The organism is Ruoffia sp. FAM 24228 (assembly GCF_045528575.1).
Taxonomy (GTDB): domain Bacteria; phylum Bacillota; class Bacilli; order Lactobacillales; family Aerococcaceae; genus Ruoffia; species Ruoffia halotolerans.
The window spans coordinates 1-25,009 of the sequence record NZ_JBGQQZ010000036.1 but is presented as its reverse complement, the minus strand read 5'-3'; the positions used below and the strand labels follow the sequence as shown (position 1 = coordinate 25,009).

Annotated in this window: 21 protein-coding genes; 20 read left to right on the top strand and 1 reads right to left on the bottom strand. The window is 37.1% G+C overall.

Going from position 1 to position 25,009, the window contains the following annotated elements; translation table 11 throughout:
* Nucleotides 1–111 precede the first annotated feature (111 nt).
* The 15 genes from ACEN33_RS07510 (at nt 112) to arcA (ending at nt 19,485) form a co-directional block, all read left to right on the top strand.
* Nucleotides 112–612: a MepB family protein gene (locus tag ACEN33_RS07510; RefSeq protein WP_407094822.1), complete on the top strand. Its 501-nt coding sequence runs from the start codon at nt 112–114 to the stop codon at nt 610–612.
* A 161-nt stretch (nt 613–773) separates the two neighbouring features.
* The gene (locus tag ACEN33_RS07505; RefSeq protein ID WP_268951509.1) at nt 774–905 is read left to right on the top strand and encodes a hypothetical protein; all 132 of its coding nucleotides are present in this window, start codon (nt 774–776) and stop codon (nt 903–905) included.
* Nucleotides 906–1,076: 171 nt separating this feature from the next.
* Nucleotides 1,077–3,290 (top strand): helix-turn-helix domain-containing protein, encoded by a 2,214-nt coding sequence (locus ACEN33_RS07500; RefSeq protein WP_407089295.1) that lies wholly within the window; start codon nt 1,077–1,079, stop codon nt 3,288–3,290.
* Nucleotides 3,291–3,480: 190 nt separating this feature from the next.
* Nucleotides 3,481–4,338: a 3-hydroxyacyl-CoA dehydrogenase family protein gene (locus ACEN33_RS07495; RefSeq protein WP_407094820.1), complete on the top strand. Its 858-nt coding sequence runs from the start codon at nt 3,481–3,483 to the stop codon at nt 4,336–4,338.
* Nucleotides 4,339–4,399: 61 nt separating this feature from the next.
* Complete coding sequence (locus tag ACEN33_RS07490; RefSeq protein ID WP_407094819.1) at nt 4,400–5,980, top strand: acyl CoA:acetate/3-ketoacid CoA transferase; 1,581 nt, start codon at nt 4,400–4,402, stop codon at nt 5,978–5,980.
* Nucleotides 5,981–6,025: 45 nt separating this feature from the next.
* Complete coding sequence (locus tag ACEN33_RS07485) at nt 6,026–7,243, top strand: acyl-CoA dehydrogenase family protein (protein ID WP_407089298.1); 1,218 nt, start codon at nt 6,026–6,028, stop codon at nt 7,241–7,243.
* A 97-nt stretch (nt 7,244–7,340) separates the two neighbouring features.
* On the top strand, nt 7,341–8,588 hold the full coding sequence (locus ACEN33_RS07480; RefSeq protein ID WP_407094818.1) for a thiolase family protein: 1,248 nt from the start codon (nt 7,341–7,343) through the stop codon (nt 8,586–8,588).
* A 42-nt stretch (nt 8,589–8,630) separates the two neighbouring features.
* Entirely contained in the window at nt 8,631–10,679 is a 2,049-nt protein-coding gene (locus ACEN33_RS07475; protein ID WP_407089300.1) for a 3-hydroxyacyl-CoA dehydrogenase NAD-binding domain-containing protein, read from the top strand.
* 36 nt (nt 10,680–10,715) lie between these two features.
* Entirely contained in the window at nt 10,716–12,227 is a 1,512-nt protein-coding gene (locus ACEN33_RS07470; protein WP_407089301.1) for a class I adenylate-forming enzyme family protein, read from the top strand.
* A 121-nt stretch (nt 12,228–12,348) separates the two neighbouring features.
* Nucleotides 12,349–13,683 carry a GntP family permease gene (locus ACEN33_RS07465; RefSeq protein WP_407089302.1) on the top strand — a complete coding sequence of 445 codons (1,335 nt, stop codon included), beginning with the start codon at nt 12,349–12,351 and terminating at the stop codon, nt 13,681–13,683.
* Between the two features lie 307 nt (nt 13,684–13,990).
* Nucleotides 13,991–15,601, top strand: a complete 1,611-nt coding sequence (locus tag ACEN33_RS07460) for a peptide ABC transporter substrate-binding protein (protein WP_407094817.1) — start codon at nt 13,991–13,993, stop codon at nt 15,599–15,601.
* A gap of 10 nt (nt 15,602–15,611) precedes the next feature.
* Nucleotides 15,612–16,778, top strand: a complete 1,167-nt coding sequence (locus ACEN33_RS07455; RefSeq protein WP_407094816.1) for a M20/M25/M40 family metallo-hydrolase — start codon at nt 15,612–15,614, stop codon at nt 16,776–16,778.
* A 384-nt stretch (nt 16,779–17,162) separates the two neighbouring features.
* The gene (locus ACEN33_RS07450; protein ID WP_407089305.1) at nt 17,163–17,879 is read left to right on the top strand and encodes an AzlC family ABC transporter permease; all 717 of its coding nucleotides are present in this window, start codon (nt 17,163–17,165) and stop codon (nt 17,877–17,879) included.
* On the top strand, nt 17,869–18,177 hold the full coding sequence (locus ACEN33_RS07445; protein WP_171031310.1) for an AzlD domain-containing protein: 309 nt from the start codon (nt 17,869–17,871) through the stop codon (nt 18,175–18,177). Before ACEN33_RS07450 ends, ACEN33_RS07445 begins: the two co-directional genes overlap by 11 nt.
* A 75-nt stretch (nt 18,178–18,252) precedes the next feature.
* The gene (arcA, locus tag ACEN33_RS07440; RefSeq protein WP_407089306.1) at nt 18,253–19,485 is read left to right on the top strand and encodes an arginine deiminase; all 1,233 of its coding nucleotides are present in this window, start codon (nt 18,253–18,255) and stop codon (nt 19,483–19,485) included.
* Between the two features lie 401 nt (nt 19,486–19,886).
* On the opposite strand, the gene ACEN33_RS07435 is transcribed toward arcA, so the two are convergent.
* Nucleotides 19,887–20,186, bottom strand: coding sequence for a YkvA family protein (locus tag ACEN33_RS07435; protein WP_407094815.1), 300 nt, complete (start codon nt 20,184–20,186; stop codon nt 19,887–19,889).
* A 206-nt stretch (nt 20,187–20,392) separates the two neighbouring features.
* Here ACEN33_RS07435 and ACEN33_RS07430 point away from each other — a divergent pair, with 206 nt between their 5' ends.
* The 5 genes from ACEN33_RS07430 to ACEN33_RS07410 all read left to right on the top strand — a co-directional run bounded on the left by ACEN33_RS07430 (nt 20,393) and on the right by ACEN33_RS07410 (nt 24,704).
* Nucleotides 20,393–20,569, top strand: coding sequence for a hypothetical protein (locus ACEN33_RS07430; protein ID WP_197104304.1), 177 nt, complete (start codon nt 20,393–20,395; stop codon nt 20,567–20,569).
* A gap of 274 nt (nt 20,570–20,843) precedes the next feature.
* Nucleotides 20,844–21,572, top strand: a complete 729-nt coding sequence (locus ACEN33_RS07425; RefSeq protein WP_407089353.1) for a CHAD domain-containing protein — start codon at nt 20,844–20,846, stop codon at nt 21,570–21,572.
* 7 nt (nt 21,573–21,579) lie between these two features.
* Nucleotides 21,580–22,572 carry a YhdH/YhfP family quinone oxidoreductase gene (locus ACEN33_RS07420; RefSeq protein ID WP_407094814.1) on the top strand — a complete coding sequence of 331 codons (993 nt, stop codon included), beginning with the start codon at nt 21,580–21,582 and terminating at the stop codon, nt 22,570–22,572.
* Between the two features lie 293 nt (nt 22,573–22,865).
* Entirely contained in the window at nt 22,866–23,819 is a 954-nt protein-coding gene (gene manA, locus ACEN33_RS07415) for a mannose-6-phosphate isomerase, class I (RefSeq protein ID WP_407089309.1), read from the top strand.
* Between the two features lie 21 nt (nt 23,820–23,840).
* Nucleotides 23,841–24,704, top strand: a complete 864-nt coding sequence (locus ACEN33_RS07410; protein WP_407089311.1) for an ROK family protein — start codon at nt 23,841–23,843, stop codon at nt 24,702–24,704.
* Nucleotides 24,705–25,009: the final 305 nt, after the last annotated feature.

The following is a 25,009-nucleotide window of genomic DNA, read 5'->3' as shown; positions in this document are numbered from 1 at the left end:
AAGGTTCATTTAGTTAAAATCTACTTCGAGAACGCACTATTTTGTAGAAAAATTTCCAATTTTTCCAAGAACGATTAATTTATTCAAGAAACCAGCTTAAATTATAGAGGTATGAATTATTCAGGATCATATATAAATGAAAAGATTTATAAACCAAATGGCATTGCGATTTCATCAATCCAAGAAGAGAAACAAAATGCTAAGTACGGAGCAGGTGTCTTTAAAGTATCATCAACATCAGTCCGTTTTAGAGTCGCAAATATTACACCAACAAAAGTAGGACAATTTGTTGCCATTTGGGAAAAAGATGATAATAATAAAAACCAACCTTATAAATACTCAGCGGCACCTGATTTATTAGTTGTTACGGTATTTAAAAGTGATAATGAATTTGGCCAATTCATTTTACCAAAAGAAGAGCTTTTCAGACAAAGCATCCTCATTTCAAGCTCTACAAAAGGGAAAATGGCATTAAGAGTTTACCCTAGTTGGGATATACCGACTAGCAATCAAGCGACAAAAACACAGGAATGGCAGCTACCTTATTTCGTTGATATGAGCGACCCAGGTAAATTAGATATTGAAAAATTGATGAGACTGTATTCCGTTTAAATAAAAAGTTGTTACTTGACAATTTATCAGGTAAAATGATTCATTGTGAAAATAGACAGAGGTCAGTGGCGTCACGAGATGAGTTCTGCGAATGAAACAACAAACTATAAACCCTTAATATAAACAGAGTGTGTAGAAGAAAAGATGAAGGCGGTGGAAGAATGAATTCAAAAGAGAAAATGTTAGAGATTATTAAAAAGAAACAGGTTGGTGGCGGAAGATCTAAAAAAATGGCCGAGCCAAAAAATAATATAAAAAACATGCGTAAAGGGCCAAAGATATTTAATAAGTAAGCTAAATATCCCTGTCACGTGCAGAAAGATACCTCTTATAGATTAGGAAGGTATTTTTTTATGCGAAAAATGACGTGAAGTTGAGGGTGGAAAAGAAATAACCTAAACCATTATTGAATATGCTACAATAAAGTTGAATGAAATGATAGCGGTTTCTAGGAGGAAGTATGAATGGGAGAACATGAAGTGATTGAGCAAGATAAAAGCAAATTTATAGACTCATTAACAGTTCACTTGAGCAAGTTAAGTCGAAAGATGTTGAAAATTGATACACGAGAAGAAGTATTAAAGTATATAACGGATTCATTCTTGAATGTTTTCAATTGCGATGTTGTCGCAATTGGAATAATCGAAGGAGATCAATTAGTAATGAACTCGAGTGGAGAAGAATCTTCTAAGCTCGATGTATTATTTCCATTTCCAGCTAAAGATATTAATCCATTATTATTAGAAGGAAGTATGACAAAAGAAAATGATTTATTAGCACACGACTCGGTATTAAGAAATTATTTTGACGACAACAATTTTTCAACGTGGTTTACAATGCCAATCTCAGATGAAGATATAGCTCACGGTCTCGTTATTGTAGGATACCAAGAAGATACGATACTATATGATGAGATGCGAAGTCATTTTGATGAATTAGGTGAGTATGTAGCGATTGTATTAGATTTGATTAATCGAAACAAACATAAAAGAAAATCAATGTTTGATATGCACCTAATAGCTAATCAAAAGGATCATGATACAACAGTGGATGAACTTGTATCGATTGTTACAGGATTTAGTGGAAGGGAATCACAGTCAAATTCTGCAGCTATTTATCTCTTTAATGAAGAAAAGAACAGTTTAATTATGCAACCAGCAACTTATGGATATGTAAAGAAAGATAGTATTATCGAATTAACCGAAGATAATTTATTGAATACATACTTTCCAAACGTAGAGCGAGTGGGTCACCATTCAATAACGGTTCCTTTAACCGTAGATATGGAATTAATTGGCGTTTTATATGCTGAGAAAGACTCAGAGCACATCTATACTGGCTATGATTTAGATCAATTAGAAATATTTGGAAATTACTTTTCAGTTAACTATGAAAATATGCAACTGATTAATAAAGAGAAAGAACAGAAGAAAGCATTAGAGAATATGCTTAAGGTTCAACAAGAAATGATGAAATTTACAATAAAATCAGATGGCTTTACAGAAATGAATGAGAAGTTAGGGGAACTACTTAATAGTAGTATCATCTTATATGATCGCTTTTTCAATGTGATAGATTTTTACTTACACGATGATGATGTATTTTCAAAGCAAGAAGTTAAAGAAGCTGGAATGTACGCTAGAAAGAATCGCACATTAAAACAAGTGACGTTTGATTTTGTTATTAATGAAGATTATATTTTTGATGGTATGCCAATATCTGATGGTAAAGAAATACATGCTTATATTGGAATTGCTTTGCCAGATAATTTTGACATGGAACTCCTAGCCTTGACTATTAATATGATTAAAAACGTATATTCATTACAATTTACAAAACAAAAAATTGCAATCAATGCTCAAGAACAAATAAAAGGATCATTTGTAGAGCGTTTGTTGTACAAATCTATTGAGGATGTACAGGACATTTTAGAATATGCCAATTTATTTAACTGGGATTTGTATATGCCTCATAGAATTTCAATCTTAAGAATAAGCTTACCAGAGTATTCAGCTCAGAATATCATTGAAGAAAAGGCAAAAACCAATAAACATATTGATCTTATGCGTGTATTGATTACAAATTATAATAGTAAGGTCATTACAGCAGTTATCGAGGATCAATTAGTGATTTTTACGCCCGTAACTAAAGTAATTTCGAAAAACTACTGGGAGAATCAATACAATTACTTGAAGCGTTCTATAGAAGAAAATGGATATGCGATAGACTTTGTCATTGGAATCGGTGGGGTTGCTGAAATACCAAGTCAATATTATGAAAATTATCAAAAAGCCCAACAAGTGACGAATATTTTACTAAAATCTGAATTTGAACAACCATATGCTTTTTTTGACCAAATGGGATCTTACACAATACTTAATTGGGTCAAGGAGAATCCAGCGTCTGAGTTGTTTGTTAATAATTATCTAAAAAAGTTATATGAATTATCAGATAATCAACAAGTTGATTTGTTCGACACATTGAAAGTCTTTTTAGCGAATAATGGTAATGTGAGTGCGACAGCTAGTGAATTATACATTCATAGGAGTTCGTTAAATTACCGCCTAGAAAAGATTCAAGGAATTTTAGATCTTGAACTTGATAATTTCGATGAACGATTTAATCTTGTCTTAGCATATAAATTATATGAACTTCATGGAAATGATATTTTTAAATAAGATGATTATAGAATAAGCTTTGCTTTAATAGCGAAGCTTTTTTGTATCTCTTTGACCTTTTTGAAAACGTTTTCCTACAAAGTGTTCAAAAATCAAAATTTTTTTCCGCATAACCTACAATGATACCGCTTTCAGTTAAAGGTATTATATGAGTATAAATAAGATAACCGATATGAAAGGCGGAAGAAAAATGGCAAATATTAAAACAATTGGAGTGGTTGGAGCAGGAGCAATGGGAGCAGGAATTGCGAATGTGATGGCTACTAATGGCTATAAAGTAATCTTAAGAGATATAAAAGAAGAGTACGTACAAACTGGTTTAGATCGAATTAGCAAATTCATGGATAACAGTATTAAGCGAGGTAAGTTAACAGAAGAAGGTAAGCAAGAGGTTCTAAATCGAATTACAGCAACAACTTCACTACAAGATATGAAAGATGTTGATTTAGTTATTGAGGTTGTTATTGAAGATATGGATATCAAACAACAAGTATTTAAAGAGTTGGATGAGATTGTTCGTGAAGATGTTGTATTAGCAACAAATACTTCATCAATGTCAATTACTGAGATTGCTTCAGTAGTTAAAAATCCATCACGTGTTGCAGGAATGCACTTCTTTAATCCAGCACAAATTATGAAGTTAGTTGAAGTTATTCGTGGATTAGAGACATCAGATGAAACAGTCGAAACGTTACGCCAAGTAGCTGAAAGTGCTAAAAAAGAAGTTGTAGAAGTGAAAAAAGACGTACCCGGATTTATTGTGAATCGTATCATGATTCCACAATTTATTGAAGCGATTAAAGTCTTAGAAGAAGGTATTGCATCAAAAGAAGATATTGATAAAGCAATGCGTTACGGATTAAACCATCCAATGGGTGCATTTGAGTTACAAGATTATGCAGGTGTAGATATCGGATACTTTGTGATGGAGTACTTCCAAAAAGAGTTTGCTGACAACCGTTGGGCTCCACCTTTATTAATGAAAAACATGATGCGTGCAGGGCGAAATGGTAAGAAAGCTGGTAAAGGATTCTACGACTACGAATAATTTAAATCGAATCAAGTTCAAAAAAATGTTTAAAGTAATAAAACATTAAAGGAGAATTTAAATGGCAAAAAAAAGTAAAGTGATTTCTTATTTAGAGGCAGCCAAGTTAGTTAATGATGGGGATTTATTAGCTACAGCAACCTTTGGACTCGGAGGATTACCAGAACAATTATTAGTAGGAGTTAAAGAACGTTACGAACAAGAGCAACATCCTAAAAATATTACGTTTATGTGGTCATGTGGAATTGGTAATAATACACCTGGAAGAGGTGCAGACCACCTATTAGCAGATGGTTTATTAAAACGTATCATTGCAGGACATGTTGGATCATCTCCAAACACAGTAAAAGCAATTGTAGACAATAAACTTGAAGCATACTTATTCCCTCAAGGAGTATTCACTCAATTATATAGATCAATCGCTGGTGGGAAACCCTTCTTAACAAAAGTTGGATTAAAGACATTCGTGGATCCGCGTTTAGAAGGTGCTAAATCAACACCAAAGACGACTGAAGAGCTAGTTCGATTAGTTGAATTCGATGGAGAAGAGTGGCTAAAATATCCAGATTTCGATATTGACGTTGCATTCATCCGTGGTACATACGCTGATGAGAACGGGAACTTAAACGTACAAGACGAGACATGTAAATTAGAGCAACTTGAGTTAGCTATGGCGACTAAAAAAAAGGGCGGTATAGTTATTGCTCAAGTTAAAAAAGTCGTTGAAAATGGTCAACTTCATGCTAAAGAAATTCTTGTTCCAGGTGGTTTAATTGATTATATCGTTGAATCTGAACCAGAATATCACTACCAAACAATGGGTACGTATTTTAATCCAGAGTTCTCAAACGATGTAAAAGTACCATTAGGATCTGAGAAACCATTACCGTTAACGACACGTAAGATTATCGGACGTCGTGCAGCAATGGAATTGTCACCGGATTCATTAATCAACCTAGGTATTGGAACACCAGATATGGTCGCCTCTGTAGCATCTGAAGAGGGAGTAGCAGATGAGTATACAGTTACTTTAGAGATGGGATTATGGGGTGGTAAGCCAAATAGTGGCTTAGACTTCGGGGGTTCACGCAACGCTGAAGCATCAATACCAATGGCAAACCAGTTTGATTTCTATGATGGTAACGGTCTGGATTTATCAGTTTTAGGTATTGGTGAGATTGATGCAGAAGGAAATAATAACGTAACAAAATTTGGACCTAAAGTACCTGGCCCAGGTGGTTTCATTAACATTTCGCAAAATACGCATCATTTAGTTTTCGTTGGAACATTTACAATTGGTGGAAAAGCTCACATTGAAGACGGAAAATTAGTTATTACTGATCAAGGTAAAGGACCGAAATTTGTTAATAAGGTTGAGCAAGTCAGTTTCTCAGGTAAGTACGCTACCGAAAATGGACAAAAACTTCTATATGTAACAGAGCGAGCAGTTTTTGATTTGCATGATGGAAGAATCAGATTAATTGAATACGCACCAGGTGTAGATGTTCAGAAAGACATTTTAGATTACATGGAATTTGAACCTTTAATTTCAGAAGACTTAAAAGAAATGAACCCAGATATTTTCCAAGAAAATTGGGGCGGTTTAAAAGACATTATTAAAGAAAATAGTTTGAAGGCATAATACATATTCAAGATACAAAGCACAAAAAATTAGGAGGACTTACAAATGGTTAAAGAGTCAAGAGCAGATAAGGATTTTCAAGAAGAAAAGTTTTTCTATTCAGATTTATATAACTATTCATCAAAATTAACAGAGGGTGAAAAAGAAGTTTTAGCTGAATTAGAAGAAGTATTAAAAAATGACTTACACCCTGTATTAGCAAAGCATTGGCATGATGCGACGTTCCCATTAGAAGAAGTACAGAAAATTTTAGACTTAAATTTAATGGACGATCCTCGTCTATTAGAAGGCCGCGAAGATGGTTATATTTCTCAATTATTCCGTGGATTCCGTTCGTATACCATTGCAAAAACTGACCCAGTTTTAGGAACGTTCTATACACAAAATGGTGGATTATACCATGAATGTGTTCGTTTAGGTGGTAGTGAAGAACAGGTAGCAGAATTAATGCCAGGTGTCCGCTCTTTTGATAACTGGGGAGCATTATGTATGACAGAGCCAGATCACGGATCAGACGTAGCTGGAGGAATGGCAACAACTGCAACACGTGACGGTGATACGTGGACACTAAACGGTCACAAAAAGTGGGTTGGAGGCGCATCAATTGCTGATATGTTAGCAATATTTGCACGTGATACTGAAGATGGTCAAGTTAAAATGTTCTATATTCCACGAGAAACAGAAGGAGTAGAGACCTTTGTTACACCAGAGAAAGCATTTTTCCGTTCGATGCCAAATGCGGAGATTATTATGAAAGATGTAAAAGTACCTGAGTCTCAACGTGCTCAAAAGGTTAACTCATGGAAAGACGTTGCTAAAATCCTTCGTAATACACGCTCAGACGTAGCATGGTTACTAGCTGGAGCAACAGCAGGAGCATTTGAAGCTGCATTAAAATATACACGTGAACGTGAACAATTTGGAAAACCAATTGCTAGTTTCCAATTAATTCAAGAGAAATTAGCTCGTATGGCAATGAACGCACAAGCAACATTAGCCTTTGCTTACCGTTTAGCTGAGCAACAAGAAGAAGGTATCTATAAAGAAGAAGCGTCATCAATGGCTAAGTTACATAATGGATTAAGAGCAAGAGAAACAGCAGCATTAGCTAGAGAAGTTGCTGGAGGAAATGGCTTATTACTTAAATATGATATTCCAAGATTCTTCGCTGATATTGAAGGTATGTATACATATGAAGGAACACATGAAGTGAATTCATTAATCATTGGACGTTACTACACAGGTATCGGGGCATTTATTTAAGCCATTAAGACTGACATTTAAAGCCTTGTATATGTTCGTTATACAAGGCTTTTCTTAAAAAATAATCGAATCATTGTACTAGGAAAGGGAGAAAAACATGTTAAAGCAAAAACAAGAAGAAATTGTAATCGTTGGAGCAGCGCGTACACCTGTAGGAGCATATTTAGGAGACTTAAAAACAGTTCCAGTTGAAGACTTAGGAGTTATCGCATTAGAAGAAGCAATTAAGCGTGCTAATGTAGCTAAAGAAGATATTCAAGAGGTTATTGTTGGACACGTTACAGGGTCACAAACAACGAATAACTTGGGGAATATTATCGGAATCAACGCCGGCTTATCTAAAGCCATGACAGGGATGACAATTAATCGAATTTGTGGATCAGGTATTCAATCTGCCGTTTCTGCAGTACAAGAATTATTATTATCGAACAAAACGATGGTTGCCGCTGGAGGAGCAGAATCTTTATCTCGAGCTCCATTCTACTTACCAGAATCAGTTCGGTACGATGGATTTAAAATGGGAGATCAAACTCTTATTGATGCTAACTTAGAAGGACACCGTTCTGCATCTGGTAAAGATTCTGGAGTTGGGCATATGGGTAACACTGCTGAGAACGTAGCGCGTAAGTATTCAATTACACGTGAACGTTCAGATGAATTCGCCGTTGAGTCTCAACGTAAAGCAGCTAAAGCTTTAGAAGATGGGCGCTTCGCTCAGGAAATCGTTCCAGTTGATGTACCAGGTCGTCGTGGGAAAGTTACAACTGTAGAAACAGATGGTCACCCTCGTCCAGGTACAAGTATGGAAAGCTTAGCTAAGCTAAGACCAGCTTTTGAAAAAGATGGCGTTGTAACAGCTGGTAATGCTTCAGGATTAAACGATGGAGCGGCTTTCGAAATCTTTACAACTAAATCTGTAGCTGAAGAAAAAGGCTTAGAAGTTATGGCAAAAGTTGTAGACTATCAAATTGCTGGTTGCGAACCTGAATATATGGGACTTGGTCCAGTTTACGCTATTAACCAATTACTTGAACGTCAAGGCTTAGACTTAAAAGAAGACATTGATATCTTAGAAATTAACGAAGCATTTGCTGCTCAAACAATCGGATGTTTAATTGAATTAGGTATTGAAGAAGATTCTGATTTCTACAAAAACAACTTTAACCCACACGGTGGTGCAGTTGCTTTAGGACACCCATTAGGAATGTCAGGTGCACGTATTATTACGTCATTATTATATGAATTCAAGAACCGGCCAGACGCTCGCTATGCGATTGCATCAGCTTGTATCGGTGGAGGACAAGGTATCGCACTATTATTAGAGAACGGAAACTACAATAAATAATTTTAGAAAAGATCATTTGATTTAAATTTGAGGAGTGAAAGAATGAGTGAACAATTTACAGCTGCGATTATCGGAGCAGGAACAATGGGATCAGGAGTTGCCCAAAAGATTGCTCAAGAAGGTATTCCAGTGACATTAGTAGATGTGACACAAGAGCAAGTTGAAAATGGACTACAAAAAATTAAAGACATGTTAAATGAAGGTGTTGATCGCGGCGTCTTCACTGAAGCCTACGTGAAAGAAACATTAGATTTAATTACATTAACAACTGACTATAATGATTTAAAAGATATCGACTTCGTTGTTGAAGCAGTCTTTGAAGATATGGGTGTGAAGACAGAAGTACTTCAAAAATTAGATGGCATCTTAAAAGAAGAAGCAATTCTAAGTTCGAATACATCAAGTTTCTATATTCGTGACTTAGCAAAAGTGACTAACCGTCCAGATCGCTTTATCGGAATGCACTACTTCTTCCATCCAGCTAAGAACCGCTTATTAGAGATTATCTCACATGAAGGAACAAGTGAAGAAACTGTTGCGATTGCCAATCGTTTCGCTGATTTACATAATAAAACAGCCATTACAGTTAAAGACTCACCAGGTTTCGCTGTTAACAGATTCTTCGTACCATGGTTAACAGAAAGTGTACGCATCTATGAAGAAGGTGTTGCAAATAAAGCAACGATTGATAAAGCTGCAGAGCAAACGTTTAAGATTGGCATGGGACCATTCACATTAATGAATGCGTCAGGTATCCCAATTGCGTATCACTCAGCAAATACTTTAGCTGCTGAAATTAGTGAATTCTATGCACCACCAAAAACTTTAGAAGATCAAGTAAACTCTAAAGAACTTTGGGATGTCGAAGATGGTGACGTCGATGAGTCGAAATTCGAAACAATTTCTAGACGTCTTTTAGGTGTATCCATCGGTGCTGCAACTGCTCTCGTTGATGAAGGCGTTGCTTCAATTGAAGATACTGACCGTGGAGCGATGGTAGGTTTAAGATGGAAGATTGGACCTTTCAAATTAGCTAACCAATATGGTGTGAAAGAAACATATGAAATGGTGAAAGAAATCAGTGATTCTAGACCTGGTTTCCCAGTTGCATCAATCTTAAGTAAACAAGCTGAATCAGGTGAACCATTTGACTTTAACTACATTGATTTAGCAGTAAGAGATGGCATTGCGACAATTACAATTAACCGTCCAGAAGCGATGAACGCTTTAAATCCAACAGTGGTTGCACAACTGGAAGAAACATTTAACAAAGCTGAAGCAGATGATTCTGTTAAAGCGATTGTCTTCAAAGGAGCAGGTAAAGCATTCGTTGCAGGAGCTGACTTGAAATTCTTCTTAGATGGCGCACAAAACGACAAAGTAGATGACATTGTAAGCTTCACTGCAAGAGGACATGATTTATTCAGACGCTTCGAAACGTCAGATAAATTAACGATCGCAGTATTAGATGGCCTATCACTTGGTGGTGGATCTGAATTAGCTTTATCTACTCAAGCGATTATTGCAACTGATAAAGGATCATTCGGCTTCCCAGAAAGTGGCTTAGGAATTTACCCAGGTTACGGTGGAATGTTACGTTTCAACAAACACTTAGGTAAAGAATTAACAAAATACTATGTATTAACAGGACGCGGCATTTCAGCTCAGCAAGCTCATGAATTAGGAATTGTATCTAGTTTAGTGAAGCCAGCTGAAATCAACCAAGCGATTAGCGATTTAGTTGAAGCAGGACAATTTGATAAGTACGCTGATCGTGAAATACCTACAGATTACCAAGAAATACTAACAGCCTTTTCGGATGAAAATATTGAAAAAACATTAGCAGGTGAAGCTGCTGATGGTGTATCTGAAGAGTTTGCACAAAAGACGGCAAAAACTGTTGGTTTTAAAGGACCAAACTCAGTTAAAGAGATTAAACTTATTATTGATAAGCAAACGAATTTATCTATTGATGATGGTATCGATTATGAATTATCACGCTTATCTGACATATTTAAATCTGAAGAAGCTTTAGTAGGCTTAAAAGCAACGATTGCTGGAAAACGTGCAGATTTCAGCAAGTTTAAATAAAATGTATAAAAAATAAAATAAGGAGGATTCGTTGCAATGAAAATTGATTGGTTAGCTGGAAGAGCAAATTTAACACCAAACCGCAATGCTGTTGTGGATCCGAAACTTAATAGAAAATGGAGTTATGAACAGTTAAATCAAAGAGCGGTTAACTTAGCTACGTATTTAAGGCAACAAGATGTAGGATACGGTGATCGGGTAGTTCTCATTGCTCAAAACAGTATAAGTCATCTAGATTTTCTCTTTGCTTGTACTAAAATAGGTGCGATATTTACGCCTATAAATTGGCGATTAAAAGAAAATGAATTAATGTCTATACTGAATAATAATCAACCAGTAATCGTTGCATATGAGTCAGACTTTAGATATCCATTTTATTATCAAACGGAACACTTTAGATTGATTGACGTGGATAGTGTTAAATATGACATTATCGTAAATAATGATAAGACAACAGAATTCAGAAATTATCCAGTTCAACAAGAAGATCCAGCAGTTATTATCTATACAAGTGGTTCAACAGGGCAGCCAAAAGGGGCTATGATTAGTCACCGAGCTATGATTAGCAATGCATTGAATTCTTTACCAAGTTGGGGAATAACGAAAGATGATCGAACGATAACAATCTCGCCTATGTTCCATACAGCCGGATTATTTAGCTTGGTTACACCGCTGTTAATGGCTGGAGGTGAGCTTATTATTCAGCCGACATTTGAAGCAACACTCACTTTTGAGTTAGTGAAAGAATATCAACCAACGAAAATTTTCATGGTTCCAACAATGTACTATGATTTAATGAATACACAAGAAATAGATATCTCTGAGATGACATCAGTTGATTTATTTGTATCTGGAGGCGCACCGATGTCAAGTGATGTCTATGATGCTTTTAATAATGCCGATTTACCTTTGATTGATTCATATGGTTTAACAGAAGCTGGACCAAATAATTTTTGGATAGCACCAGCAGAAGCTTCTACAAGAAGAGGATCTGTTGGAAAACCCATTATGTTTAGTGATATTTTACTCGTTGATGAATCAAATGAAGAGGTAGCTCCGGGTGAAATTGGTGAGTTACTTATTGCAGGGAATCATACGTTCAGTGGTTATTGGAATAATGAAGAAGCTACCAAAGAGGCATTTTTTAATAATTATGTTAGAACCGGTGACTTTGCGAAAGTGGATGGAGAAGGTAACTATTCTATTGTTGGTCGTAAGAAAGAAATGATAATTACTGGTGGGGAAAATGTCTACCCATCTGAAGTAGAAGAGGTCGTGATTCGACATCAACTGATTCATGATGTCATAGTTGTAGGATATCCTAATAAAAAATGGGGAGAATCTGTAGCTGCAGCTGTCATACTCAATGAACCGAGTGTAGATGCAGCAATGATCCTAGCAGAGTATTGCAAGACTCGATTAGCAGTACATAAGGTTCCAAAGTTTTACTTAGAATTCAATGAATTTCCGAGAAATTCAGTTGGTAAAATCGACAAACCTAAAATTACTAAGATGATTCTAGAAGCAGTTGAAGGACAGAAAGTTTAAGTAATTCATAGAATACGAAGGTAACATGATGCGTTTAATTTTAATTAGAACAAATAGGGGTTGATATAGATATGACTCTTCAATCCCTGCTTGTTTTGAAAACTAAATAAGGAGGTTTCTGATGGAAACCCTAGGAATTTTAGGTATTGTAGTTGCAATTATAGCTATTATTGTGATGGCTGTTAGAGGTTTACATATTGTTATTGCGGCTCCACTTGCCACATTAATCGTTATTTTAACGAATCGGATGGATATTTTTGCTAGTCTAATAGGACCAGAACAATCTTATATGGCTGGGTTAGCTGGCTTCTTAATTAATAACTTTGCTATCTTCTTGTTGGGGGCGATATTAGCCCAGTATATGGAGAAGAGTAATGCAACGATCTCCATTGCTAATTTTATTTTAAGCAAAGTTGGGCTTAAAAATAAATACGCAGTAATGGTAGCGCTATCATTGATTGCTGCTATATTAACCTATGGTGGAATTAGTTTGTATGTGGTGATGTTCGCGCTTGTACCATTAGCTAGACCGATATTCAAACGAATGGATATTAACTGGGAACTATTCCCGATTCCATTATTCTTCGGTATGGCGACATTTACTATGTCAATGTTACCTGGAGCACCATCTGTTCAAAACGCCGTCCCTACGACTGCTTTAGGAACAACATTAACATCTGCTCCTCTCTTGAGTATCGTAGCAACTATCGTGATGATTTTGTTTGGACTTGGTTATATGAAATTTGAGCTAAATAAAAGCATTCGAAAAAACGAAACATTTTACAGTTACTTAGGCGATAGTAAGCAAGCTGATTTGCCTGAAGAAGCTGAAGTGAATGAAGGTAATTTACCAAGTGTTATGTTGAGTTTAACGCCAATTATTAGTTTAATTGCGATTATATTAATCTTTAGTAAAGTACCACATATTATCTTAATTGCATTAACAGTAGCTATTATCTTAAGTGCAGTGTTATATAATAAGTACATTGAATCTCAAAACACTGTGCTTAGTAATGGTGCGGCCGGATCAGTTATGCCAGCCTTCTCTACATCGAGTTCGGTGGCTTTCGGTTCCGTATTAACGAGTGCCTCAGGATTTGCTATTATCCAAGATATGATTATGGCTATACCCGGTAATCCTATTATCGGCTTAGCTGTCGCATCATCATTACTCGCAGGTATAACGGGATCATCTTCTGGTGCGTTAGGTATTGTAATGGAAAGTTTTGCGCCTAATTACTTAGAAATGGGAATCAGTCCTGAACTTATTCACCGAGTTGCTGTTATAGCATCAGCGACATTAACGGCAGTACCACAATCTGGTGTAACAATTACGTTCAATAACTTAACAGGTTTATCAATTAGACGCGGATTTAAACACCAATTTATTATTATAAACGGTGGACATTTACTTGCACTGATTGCTGTATTGATTGTATCGGCGTTATTATATTAAAATCAAATGAGTATATATCTTGTTAATTAAAATAAATGTGGTATATTATAATCAACAATAACCAACGAAAGGACGAATCCAAATGAATTCTTTAACACAATTACAATTGAATCCATTTACAGTAAGCTTCTGGTGGAGTACAACTCCATCTGTGTGAAGCTTGATTCGTCATGCTCGCATAGATTTAAAAATCTATGCGAGTTTATAGGATAATAGTCTATTATTATCTATTTTAGAGAACCCGCTTAGATTTTTTTCTAGGCGGGTTTTTCTTTGGAATTGAATAATAATAATAGAGGGTGGAAAGATGAAACGTAAAATTGCTTATGGAGTGAGTCTATTAGTGCTCATTGGTCTTGTTTTCTCGGTTGCTACTTCGACGGAGACGACTGCAACAGAATCGGAACAGATATTGAACTTAGCAACAGCGAATGAACCCGTAGTTGATCCGGGATTAGCAACGGATAAAAATTCAGTCGCATTAATTGCGAATATCTTTGATGGGCTGACACGTCCGACAATCGAAGGGGATGTAGAACAAGGTGTTGCTCAGAGTTGGGATGTCAGTCAAGATCAATTAACTTATACGTTTCATCTGAGAGAATCCAACTGGAGTGATGGGACACCTTTAACTGCTAGTGACTTTGAATATGGATGGAAAAGGGTTTTGAATCCCGAGCTTGCCTCACCTGGTGCAGGTGAACTTTATATCATCGAAGGAGCAGAAGCTTATCATCAAGGTGAAGGGGCAGTTGAAGAGGTTCAAGTCGTGGCAGTGGATAACCTAACGCTGGAAGTGACATTAACTGAACCAATGCCACAGTTTTTAGAGCTTACGGGTAGATTACCAGAGCTATACCCGATTCCAGAACAGATTGTATCCCAGCATCCAGAGTGGGCTCAAAATGCTGGCGAATTATTTATCAATAATGGACCTTTCATGCTAAGTGAATGGAATCATCAAAGTGATTACACGATTGAGAAGAATCCAAATTACTGGGACAGTGATACGGTTCGACTTGATAAGGTATATGTTCAAGTCGTGGAATCTATGGCGACGGCTAATACGATGTATTTAAACGGTGACTTAGATTACTTAGGGATGCCTTTCCATACGATTTCACCTGAGATGATTGATATACATAAAGAATCAGGTGATTTAAACATGTCAGATATGGCAGCTTTTTATAATTATGCAATGAATACAAATGACCCTCATTTATCGAATGTTAATATTCGAAAAGCGCTCGCCTTGGCCGTGGACCGACAAGGGCTAATTGCTAATGTGACAAAAGCAAATCAAACAGCAGCATTGCGAATTGTTGGGCCGACCGCAACAAACGCGACTCAAGATGTAGCATATATTGAGGATGCTGACTATGATCAAGCGCGTAATCATCTAGAAAAAGGATTAGAAGAGTTAGGTTTAAGTGAACCAAGTGAATTACAACTTTCGATGTCAACCAATGTCAGCGAAGAACATTCAGCGGTCGCACAATTTGTTCAAGCTGGATGGAAAGAAGAGTTAGGTATCAACGTTGAGATAGAGACGACAGAATTTCAAGTTCATTTATCTAATATGAGTGAATTGAATTACCAATTAGGTCGACGCGGAGAAGGTTATGAATATTCTGATATCGCATCATTTTTAGAGCAATATTATTCGACAAACAATGGACGTAATCATACCGGCTGGGAAGATGAGAATTATCAACAACTAGTCGAAAAAGCAAGAGTAGAAACCGATTTAGAAAAACGAGAAGACTTATTATTAGAAGCAGAAGCGCTTTTTGTTGATGCCATGCCTATTGTTCCTTTGTATTTTTATACAAATGCATTTGTCGTTGGAGGTAACGTACATAATATGGAGATGGATACGATTGGTGTGATTCAGCTTAAAGATGTTTATGTAGAATAGGAGCAGTTCAATGAAAACACTATACAAACAAATTACAGACTATTTGACAGCGCAGCATGAAGAGATGGTGTCGCTGCTTAAACAACTCGTTAATATTGAAAGTGGGCCGGATCAATCTGAAGGTGTTGACGCCATTATAGATATTTTCAAACAAGAATTTGATCAACTTGGGCTAGTGTCTCGAATCGTTGAGACGGAGTATGCTGGGAGTGCGATTGTCAGTATTTATACACCTGAAGATGTTGAAAACGACGCACCAATTGTATTAAGTGGACACATGGATACGGTATTTCAACCGGGTGTTTTAAGTGAGCATGGTTTTCGAATGGTGGACGACCGCTTTGCTAAAGGTGCTGGCATTGCGGATATGAAAGGTGGATTAGTAATTGCCCTTTATACATTGAAAGCATTAATTCATCTAGGTTATAAGAAACATCCAATCAAGATGTTGTTTATAGGAGACGAGGAAACATTGCACCGCAATTCAAATACGCGTGAGGTCATGTTAGAAGAGTTGACTGGTGCAAGCATGATGTTGAATTTTGAACCCGCTACAGAGCGCGAACATATCGGAGTAAGTCGAAAAGGTGGAGCGATGGTCACGATAGAAGTGGAGGGGATCGGTGCCCACTCAGGGGGCGGTGCTGCTACCGGACGAAGTGCTATCGTTGAATTAGCCTATAAAATAATTGAGTTGGAATCTAAAACTGATATCCAGCGCGGCAAACTGATTAACTGCGGGCTGATTGAAGGCGGCGTGAGTACCAATACAATTCCCGCTCACGCTAAAGCCAATATCGCTGCGCGTTTTTCTAATCAAACAACCAAAGATGAAATAATCAGAGACCTTGAAGAAGCAGTCGGTAATTCACACATTCAAGACACAACTGCACGTTACGAGATAGAATCTTATCTAGACGCGATGGAATTTACACCGGCAGTCGCACAATTTGCAGATCATTTTATAAGAATTGGATCTGATTGTGGTTATGGAGATTTAATAAAAAATAAAAGTGAAGGCGTGAGTGATGCATCACTTGGGGTTGTAGCTGGAGTGCCGACCTTATGTAGTATGGGGATTATTGGGTCTGGCGCGCATACGTTGGATGAAAAAGCTGATTTAGAATCATTGGTAAGTAAAGCAGTATTAGCAGTCAGCGGTATTATTGCATATTAATAAGAGCTGTTGGGAGCCAAGACTAATTGTCTGGCTTCTTTTATTTTAGAAAAATAGATTGGTGTATTCGGGACAAACTAATTTCTGTATGCGGGTCACTTCACACTAATCTTATCTTTCTGAACGAGTCCTAGAATTCTTCGCAATCATAGTGCGAGGCAATTGGCCTTACTTACTTATTTATTCCACTCAATTTAATATACTGTGAATGTACAAATGTTAGTTAACGAAGTCTATCCTCCCATACCAGAATCCATATGGTAGTTAACCGCCTTAATCAAACCAAACAATCAAACTCTTTTAAATGCTAGCTAGCTTTTTAACCCAACTATAATATAATACCAATATGACAATCAAATTGATTGAGATAGGTAGGGTGAGAGTGTGAAACGAAATGTTGATTATTTTAAAGATGGTTTAAAGGATTCGATTCCTTTAGCCATTGGGTATTTTTCGGTGGCTTTTACATTAGGGATTGCGGCGAGAAATGCTGGCCTTACTCCATTACAAGGATTCTTAAGTGCTTTATTACTAAATGCGTCGGCTGGGCAATATGCTGTGTATAGCTTGTTTGAGTCGAATGCACCTTTTGTGGAAGTGGTATTAGTCACGCTTGTTGTGAATGCTCGTTACATCTTAATGAGTTTGGCATTGAGCCAACGTGTTCATCCAGAAAGCCCAATGGGACACCGCTTCTTAATTAGCCTAGGTATAACTGATGAGTTATTCGGACTATCAATAGCGGATAATAAATTCGTTCAACCTTACTACTACTATGGAACGATGACATCACTATTATGGTGGGCGATTGGGAATTTTATTGGTGTCATCGCTGGAAATATACTCCCGTTGAGTATAGTGAGTGCGTTAAGTGTGGCTTTGTATGGGATGTTCATTGCTGCGGTTATTCCTTCAGCAAAAGTGAATCGGACGATTGCTTTTTTCGTTGTTGTTTCTTATGTAGCGAGTTTTACTGCTGATGTTATTGGTCTTGTGGAACGTTTTTCGTCTGGAATCGTGACGATCGTTTTGACAGTAATTATCGCAAGTGTTGCAGCAATTAGATATCCGATTGAAGATGAGGTGATCCATGATGAATAGCGTGTATTTTTATCTACTCCTCAGTGGAGCAGTACTGTATATGATGCGAGTCATTCCAATGACTTTAGCTAGAGGGCAAATTAAACACTCATTTATTCGGTCGTTTTTGTATTATGTTCCATATGTTACTTTATCAGTTATGACTTTCCCAGCTATTTTACAAGTGACGCAGACACCTCTATCTGGACTGGCAGCATTAGTTGGTGCCATTTTAATGTCTTGGCGAGGCGCTAATTTAATTCAAGTGGCAGTCACAAGTTGTATGCTTGTTTTTATCGTGGAATTGATTTTAATTTAAGTGATAGTTGAATCATTTCTCTCTCTTTCATCAAACTGGTAAGATAGCGATATAGCATTGAGAGAGGAAGAGACGATGACTGATAAGACAAGCATGCTAATTCAAGTATATTCAGAAATTGGTCGGTTGAAACGAGTAATATTACATCGCCCAAGTATTGAATTAGAAAATTTAATTCCAGCTAATCTTGAAGCGTTACTATTTGATGACATACCTTATTTGGAGGCGGCGCAAAAAGAACATGATGCATTTGCTCAAGTATTAAAAGAGAATGGCGTCGAAGTACTTTACTTAGAGAAATTAGCTGCAGAAGCTATTGACAATGGGAATGTGAGAGAAGAATTTATTGAGGAATGGTTGAGTGAATCAGGCTTAGAACCGGGTGCTCATTACCATGCTGTTAAAGAAAAGCTGACAGCGATTGAAGATTCTTACGAGCTGATACTCAAGACAATGACAGGATTTAGAAAAGATGAAGTCAAGGTTGAAGAAGGTACAACTTTGATTGATACTTTGGATAGAGATTATCCTTTGTTAATTAATCCGATGCCGAGTTTATACTTTACTCGGGACCCTTTCGCGACAATCGGGCAAGGAATTTCTTTGAATCATATGTATTCTGAGACGCGCAAACGAGAAACAATATATGGAAAGTATATCTTCCAATATCATCCAGTTGTCAAAGATAACTCCGTCCCTTTGTATTATTTCCGAGATGAATCGACTTATATTGAAGGTGGAGATATCTTAGTGCTATCTGAGGATGTCTTAGCGATTGGGATTTCGCAGAGAACGGACGCGCGTTCTATTGAGAAGCTTGCAAAAAATGTCTTTGAAGATACAGATTACAGCCAAGTGCTGGCTTTTCTCATTGGAAGTAACCGAAAGTTCATGCATTTAGATACAGTTTTTACGATGGTTGATTACGATAAATTCACGATTCATCCTGAAATAGAAGACCAATTAAAAGTGTATACGATTACAAGTCAAGACGGCGAAGTGAAAATCGAAGAGGAAACCGCTCCATTAGAAGAGATATTAGAAGCAGCTCTCAACATTGAGAAAGTAACACTTATTCGTTGTGGGGGTGAAGACCCAGTAGCTGCGGCGCGTGAGCAGTGGAATGACGGGGCCAATACATTGGCGATTGCACCAGGCGAGTTAATTGTTTACGACCGTAATCCAGTTACAAATGCCTTGCTTGAAGAAGCAGGAATTAAATTACATAAAATCCAAGGAAGTGAATTAGTCCGTGGTCGAGGCGGACCGCGTTGTATGTCGATGCCGATTTACCGAGAGCGGTTTTAATTCATATCACTGGAGTTTGAAATGGTCATTGAACGATTTAATAAAATTCAAACCCATACATTCTTCATCACCATCGTAGCGGGTGAAGATAATGTTGGTGTTTATATACCACATTTAACTTGATTGCTTGGAACAGGTATTTTAATCGGTGTTTTTTTTACAATTGGTATCGCCATAATGTCTGCATTAAATGCACTTTCGATGATTAACGAAATGATTGAAAAATACGTACGAATTATTTTAGTACTTGTATTTACGCCACTAAGTTTTTATATAAAGGTTAAGAATAGAACCTTACAACATATATAGTCCATCTTAGTTTGGAAAATTAAATAATAAAAAACGAGTATAGCCACTGTCATGCAAACAGCAAGCGATACTCGTTTTTATTATAATTGAATTTAGTCATTCACGACTTCTGCATATTTAATATTGTGTTGAGGGTCGACTTTCGACACTCCAGTTTGTTTTTCATAGAAATTATCAAATAAAGTCATCGCAACCGTAGTTAAGACACCAATTACTGCCGCGTCGTCAACAAAACCTAAGGGACCAAAGATATCTGGCAGGACATCCACGGGGAAGATCGTATAGGCTAGGGCGACACCGACCATACCTTTAATATATAGTGGTGTTTCTTTTTTGAATAAGGCTTTGACAAATTTACCTAAAGTTGTTTTTGAAGTTTTATTTACTTTCATTAATACACACCCTTTCTTGACTATATACATTATAACGCTAAGGATTGATTCGGATATCAGTCTTAAGGATGATATTTAATTGTGACAAGATTATGCCAAGAAAATAAGAATTGATTTAAAATACTTTCTCAGAAAAGCGTGATAAAAGATTGTACCATAGTATTTGTGTTAAAATAGCAGTAACAAATAAACTGAGGAGGCAAAGGATGGCAAGGAAATATATTGTAGAAGATTTTGATGCGAATGGTGGCGTGTTTAAAACACAAATGACAAAGCTGTACCAAGAAATTGCCGATTACGCGAATAAAAAAGGTTTAACAATTATAAAAGTCAGTGATATGGATGAAAAAGGCCGTTGTGCGGTCATTTTTGAAGAAATTTAATTACTTAAGTTCGTTTGTGTATAATTATATGGCACAAGCGAATTTTTTTAATCAAAATACTTATGCACATGTTCATAATTTGCAAATAACTTTTCATTTTATCAACATATCCACACAACACCTGTGCACAGTATATTGTTTTAGCTCTGCGGATGTAAGTGCTATACTTAAGATATCGAAAAACAATTTTAAAAAAAGAGTGAGAGGTGAATCGAATGACAAAAAAGTAAAAAATATTTTGCTGGAGCGACTGAGTATCATTGAAGCGCGGTACGTGGATTTTTCTAATAATCCTTTTGATAGCGATATAGCACATGATTTGCGAGTGAGCATAAGAGAATTGCGTGGTTTATTGAACTTTATCAAACCGATTATCGGTGAAGAGACGTATGATTCAATGAATGCGCCGCTTCGCGAAGCAGCGCAAGTATTTGGACCTATTCGCGAACTCGATGTATTGACTGAATTTACTGAAGAAGTTGCTTTAGAACAACCAGATTTAAGTGAGTATTTTTATGATGCGTTTAATTTATTAGGCAAAGAACGCCGGAAAGAAATGCGTCGCATATTTAACGTGACGAATGTTGAACTAGTCAAAGACGCGTTAACAACCACTAAAGAAACGCTTGAAGAATTAGAGTTGGATAAAGATTTTGATTGGGATAAATATGTTGCTAAACGCTTAGAGAAAAAGAATGATAAATTGCAAAAAGCGTATGAAGAAGTGGATCTCGAAGATTATGAAACGGTTCATGATATTCGAAAAGATGCTAAGAAAAATCGCTATGCAGCAAAATACTATAAAAATATAACATCCAAAAAAACTAAACCGTATAAAAAAGCAGCCGAAGCCATTCAAGATAAGTTTGGTGAAGTGACTGATGTGCATGTGAATTACGACTTATTAACAGACTTTGCTGATCAGGTTGAGGATAAAGATGTGAGAGAGTTATTCTATCAAATTCGTGATATTGCTCAAGAAAAAATAATAGTCACCGAATAAAAGGAGAATGAAATTGGATTTATTTAAAGCACTCGTTGTACGAAAAGAAAACGACGACGTAAGTTATGAAGTTGAATCAATAAAGCAAGAAAATTTAGACGAAGGTTCAGTTTTAATCAAAGTTCACTATTCATCACTGAATTATAAAGATATGTTAGCTACTCAAGCAAATGGTGGCGTGATTCGTCGCTACCCAATGATTCCAGGGATTGACTTAAGTGGAGAAATTGTTAAAACGACAGATGAATCTTTTGAAGTTGGACAAGAAGTACTGATTACAGGATACGATTTAGGTGTGAATCACACGGGTGGCCTAGCCCAATATGCTCAAGTGCCTTCTGAATGGATCATTCCGGTGCCAGAAAATCTAACTTTAAAAGATGCTATGACTTATGGGACAGCTGGTTTCACAGCAGCCCAATCTGTTCGAGCACTTGAACAGCATGGTATGGATCCGAAATTGGATCAACGAATTTTAGTCACTGGAGCTTCCGGTGGCGTAGGGAGTATTGCCTTAGCCATCCTAGTCAAAGCCGGCTACCAAAACGTTACAGCAATGATCCGTAAAGACTATCAGGAAAAAGTTGTTAAAGATATTGGCGCGCATCAAATCTTATGGGCAGATGATATTGGCGAGAAAAAAGCCCTTGCTTCTCAAAAATACGACTACGTCTTAGACACCGTCGGAGGCGATGTTGCCGCAACTCTCATCTCGCAAATTCAAGAAAAGGGAAGCATGAGTTTATGCGGAAATGCGGCGGGAGTAAAATTAGAAACAACCGTCTTGCCATTAATTCTCAGAGGCATTAACTTACTAGGGATCAACTCAGTCAACGCTTCTCAAGAAGAACGCGAAATAATCTGGAACAACTTGGCGGATTCATGGAATGTTGTTGATAATTTAAACGCGAAAACAATTAAACTAGATGACGTTTCTGAAACAATCACCGCCTTAAAAGAAGGTTCACACGTTGGTCGAACAATTGTAGAGATGAATTAGAGATTACATAGAGAACCGTAATTTGAGAAAATTATGGTTCTCTTTTTTTGAAAATGCAACTCAAGCCAAATGGAGTAGTGGTTTGTCTTTAGTTGCCCGAACTCAAGCCAAATGAAATTGCCATTTGGCTTGAGCCAGACCTAAATCTCAAGACCTGCTTCCGCCAGCATAGGGGAAATTAATTAAACATCTTATCCAGTAAATATTTTCAACTCAACAACTATTATGATAATATTAGCAGATGAGAGCGTATTCGAAATCCAAATATAATTAATGAGAATGGAGCTGTTTTAGTGGAGCCAATTTTTTTAAAACCAGTTTTACAAGAGAAAATTTGGGGTGGCAATAAGTTAAAAAGCGAATTTAACTTCGATTTACCAAGCGACCGTATTGGTGAAGCCTGGTCAATTAGTGCGCATCCAAATGGTGTTTCGACCATTGAATCGCCGGATGAATTTAAAGGTATGGCCTTTGATCAATTTTACGAAGAGCACCGTGAGTTCTTTGGCGAATTAAATGATGATGTCTTTCCATTATTAGTAAAGATACTGGACGCGAAAGAAGACTTATCTGTTCAAGTGCATCCAGATGATATTTACGGAAAAGAGCACGAAGGTGAATTAGGTAAGACGGAGTGTTGGTATATTATCGATGCTGAGCCTGGTGCGCAAATCGTTTATGGACATAATGCGGAGTCCAAAGAAGAGTTCCAGCAATTGGTTGAAGAAGGGCGCTGGGACGAGTTACTGCGCCGAGTGCCAGTGACGCCGGGCGAATTTTATTATGTGCCACATGGAACGATTCACGCCATTGGTGGGGGTGTCATGATATTAGAAACGCAACAAAGTTCAGACACCACTTACCGCGTGTATGATTACGATCGTACTGACAATCAAGGGAAGCAACGTAATTTACATATCCAACAATCTATTGATGTGTCGCTGATTCCTCATCAAGACCCTGAACAAGTGGCAGATGTGAGCCAACAAGAGGGTGGCGCAATGACGCATTTTCTAACGAATGATTACTTTAAAGTCTTTAAATGGGATGCGACAGGCGACTTAGAAATTCCTGTCACTAACGCTGTTTATTTAGCAACGGTGATTGAAGGAAGTGGGGAACTCATTGTGAATGGAAAAACCTACCCACTAACCAAAGGAGATTCCTTTGTAACGCCAGCTTCAGCATCTGACATCCAAATAAAAGGGAGCAACTTAACCTTAATCGCATCAAACCCAGTTTATTAATTCAAATAGGAGTGATTAAATATGACATTACTAGGAGCAATTGAAGCAGGTGGCACTAAATTTGTCTGCGCTGTTTCAGATAACGCATTAAATATTATTGAACGACTGTCGATTCCCACAACGGTTCCGGAAGAAACCATGGAAGCCGTAGTAGATTTTTTTGGAAAATACGACGTCGACAGCTTTGGGATTGGGTCTTTTGGTCCGATTGACGTCAATCCAGCTTCAGAAACATATGGTTACATTACGTCTACACCTAAACCAGGTTGGAACCAATTTGATTTTGTAGGCTATTTGAAAAAAGCGTTTGGTAAACCCATTTACTGGACGACCGATGTGAATGCGGCAGCTTATGGCGAGTACAAATTAGGAGCTAGCAGAGATATTCCAAACAGTTTGTATTTAACGATTGGTACAGGAGTTGGAGGGGGCGCGGTCATTAATGGCGGCATTTTCAATGGGTATTCTCATCCGGAAATGGGGCACATCAAAGTTCAAAGACATCCTGAAGATACGGGAGAGGGCTCGTGTCCTTATCACGGTGACTGTTTAGAAGGACTCGCAAGTGGATCTGCTATCGAGAAGCGATTTGGTAAAAAAGGGATTGATTTACCTAAAGACCATAAAGCATGGGAGTTCACGGCTTATTATTTAGCTCAAGCCTTGATGAATTATTCGCTAGTCTTATCACCGGAGCGAATTATCTTAGGTGGAGGCGTAATGAAGCAAGCCCATCTACTACCTATGATTCAAGCAAAATTAGAAGAATTAATGGCCGGCTACTTAGCTTTACCACCGATGGCCGAGTACGTTCAAACACCTGGTTTAGGAGATAACGCTGGAATAACAGGTTGTCTATTATTAGCTCAGAAAATATTAAATTAAAAAAACTCAGTAACGACCGAATTTCGGCTCCGTTACTGAGTCTTATTTTCTCGCATAATGTCAGAACTAATGCGACGCGAATCAAAAATTTGCCCGACCTCAATAATATGTTCTAAGTTGACGTCATAATCGTGTGTAAATACCATTGCATAAAGTAAATTTAATAAGTAAATAATTGCCTGAACAATTCATACTTTTCGTTGAAACATGTGCCAACTGCCTAACGGCAGCTTAAATTTACTTTTTCATTTTCACCTGTTAAGTGATGAAAAAAGAACCCCATTCTGATATTGTAAAGGTGTCTA

Excerpts from the sequence above, each read along its gene's own strand:
- arcA (WP_407089306.1), top strand. The coding sequence starts at position 18,253 with ATGACTGATAAGACAAGCATGCTAATTCAAGTATATTCAGAAATTGGT.
- ACEN33_RS07480 (WP_407094818.1), top strand. The coding sequence starts at position 7,341 with ATGTTAAAGCAAAAACAAGAAGAAATTGTAATCGTTGGAGCAGCGCGT.
- ACEN33_RS07505 (WP_268951509.1), top strand. The coding sequence starts at position 774 with ATGAATTCAAAAGAGAAAATGTTAGAGATTATTAAAAAGAAACAGGTT.
- ACEN33_RS07495 (WP_407094820.1), top strand. The coding sequence starts at position 3,481 with ATGGCAAATATTAAAACAATTGGAGTGGTTGGAGCAGGAGCAATGGGA.
- ACEN33_RS07475 (WP_407089300.1), top strand. The coding sequence starts at position 8,631 with ATGAGTGAACAATTTACAGCTGCGATTATCGGAGCAGGAACAATGGGA.
- ACEN33_RS07470 (WP_407089301.1), top strand. The coding sequence starts at position 10,716 with ATGAAAATTGATTGGTTAGCTGGAAGAGCAAATTTAACACCAAACCGC.
- ACEN33_RS07430 (WP_197104304.1), top strand. The coding sequence starts at position 20,393 with ATGGCAAGGAAATATATTGTAGAAGATTTTGATGCGAATGGTGGCGTG.
- ACEN33_RS07460 (WP_407094817.1), top strand. The coding sequence starts at position 13,991 with ATGAAACGTAAAATTGCTTATGGAGTGAGTCTATTAGTGCTCATTGGT.
- ACEN33_RS07485 (WP_407089298.1), top strand. The coding sequence starts at position 6,026 with ATGGTTAAAGAGTCAAGAGCAGATAAGGATTTTCAAGAAGAAAAGTTT.
- ACEN33_RS07420 (WP_407094814.1), top strand. The coding sequence starts at position 21,580 with ATGAAATTGGATTTATTTAAAGCACTCGTTGTACGAAAAGAAAACGAC.
- ACEN33_RS07510 (WP_407094822.1), top strand. The coding sequence starts at position 112 with ATGAATTATTCAGGATCATATATAAATGAAAAGATTTATAAACCAAAT.
- ACEN33_RS07500 (WP_407089295.1), top strand. The coding sequence starts at position 1,077 with ATGGGAGAACATGAAGTGATTGAGCAAGATAAAAGCAAATTTATAGAC.
- ACEN33_RS07490 (WP_407094819.1), top strand. The coding sequence starts at position 4,400 with ATGGCAAAAAAAAGTAAAGTGATTTCTTATTTAGAGGCAGCCAAGTTA.
- ACEN33_RS07465 (WP_407089302.1), top strand. The coding sequence starts at position 12,349 with ATGGAAACCCTAGGAATTTTAGGTATTGTAGTTGCAATTATAGCTATT.
- ACEN33_RS07455 (WP_407094816.1), top strand. The coding sequence starts at position 15,612 with ATGAAAACACTATACAAACAAATTACAGACTATTTGACAGCGCAGCAT.
- ACEN33_RS07435 (WP_407094815.1), bottom strand. The coding sequence starts at position 20,186 with ATGAAAGTAAATAAAACTTCAAAAACAACTTTAGGTAAATTTGTCAAA.
- ACEN33_RS07445 (WP_171031310.1), top strand. The coding sequence starts at position 17,869 with ATGATGAATAGCGTGTATTTTTATCTACTCCTCAGTGGAGCAGTACTG.
- ACEN33_RS07410 (WP_407089311.1), top strand. The coding sequence starts at position 23,841 with ATGACATTACTAGGAGCAATTGAAGCAGGTGGCACTAAATTTGTCTGC.